This is a genomic window from Bacillus sp. 05T31 (assembly GCF_056396725.1).
The window spans coordinates 1-543 of the sequence record NZ_JBFTMA010001294.1 but is presented as its reverse complement, the minus strand read 5'-3'; the positions used below and the strand labels follow the sequence as shown (position 1 = coordinate 543).

Here is a 543-nt window from a genome sequence, read left to right as displayed (position 1 = left end):
ACTTGGGACAGACCATCTTTTTTCTTCCCCTTCTTTTCCTTGCAATACCATTAAAATTTCATTTCTTTCATTCATACAAATAGCTGCCGTACCTATCCATCTCTTCATATACATCCCTCCCCTACTAAAATTCGTCTTCTTTTTTATTTCCCCTTTGAAAAAAGAGGAAATAAGTAAAAAGATGCCGAAAGTTTACATCAACTTCATGAGCAGTCCMTTCTTAGAAATTCAAACCGGAAGGATGAAATTATGATTTCTAAATATRTTGTGGAATGTGTTTTTTGTGAAGAAAACCGAAAACCTCGGCAAGCCATTGTCACAGTGCCCGCTACTTCTCAGCTACTAGCCATTCAAAAAGTACGAGCTGAATGTAAACGTCGCTTCGGAAAAACTTTATTATTGCAAACAGAAATTAAAGAAGGCTTACTCATTGAACAAAAAGAAAGCTGACCATAAATTGGCCAGCTTTCTTATCCGATCATATGTTCACATGAAGATTAGGGGCATCCTCTTTAAGGATCGGGATTTACCCATTATGCTGTC

General features: G+C 37.0%; 1 protein-coding gene and 1 pseudogene. One reads left to right on the top strand and one right to left on the bottom strand.

All coding sequences use genetic code 11. The annotated features are described in order from the left end of the window. Window positions 1-147: pseudogene (locus AC1DJR_RS32990) on the bottom strand (NUDIX hydrolase); the annotation flags it as partial. 102 nt (window positions 148-249) lie between these two features. Between AC1DJR_RS32990 and AC1DJR_RS32985 the strand changes: the two are divergent. After that, on the top strand, window positions 250-450 hold the full coding sequence (locus tag AC1DJR_RS32985) for a DUF3903 domain-containing protein (protein ID WP_477004564.1): 201 nt from the start codon (window positions 250-252) through the stop codon (window positions 448-450). Window positions 451-543: the final 93 nt, after the last annotated feature.